The sequence below is a fragment of the Neisseria sp. P0009.S007 genome, from assembly GCF_051962515.1.
In genome coordinates, this window is sequence record NZ_JBQCVF010001024.1 from 1 (window position 1) to 309 (window position 309).

Consider the following 309-nt stretch of genomic DNA (forward strand, 5'->3'; position numbering starts at 1 on the left):
TCGTAATATTGCGCCAGCTTGACCAACGCCAAATGTGCGGCGTTCGGCTCGGCGGCGTTTGCCTGAAGCCTGCGCTGGTTATAAAAATCAATCACAAGCTTAGGATTGCGCGCCAAGGCTTCGGGCGTGCAGACATCTGTAACCCTATGCCCTTCCCACAAACCGCCCGCATCGCGGAAAGTCAGCAACCCGCTGTCGGCGCTGATTCCCGCGCCGGTCAGGACAACGCATTTTTTCATATCGTTATCCCGCCTTATTGCCGGTAAGTCTGCAAGAAGCGCTCGAGTTTGCCCATGGCTTCTTCGATTT

Annotated in this window: 1 protein-coding gene; it reads right to left on the reverse strand. The window is 55.3% G+C overall.

The features are described 5' to 3' along the window. Nucleotides 1-239 (reverse strand): Sir2 family NAD-dependent protein deacetylase (locus ACTHS3_RS17595; RefSeq protein ID WP_440368709.1); only part of this gene is annotated, 239 nt, incomplete at its 3' end. Between the last annotated feature and the right edge of the window lie 70 nt (nt 240-309).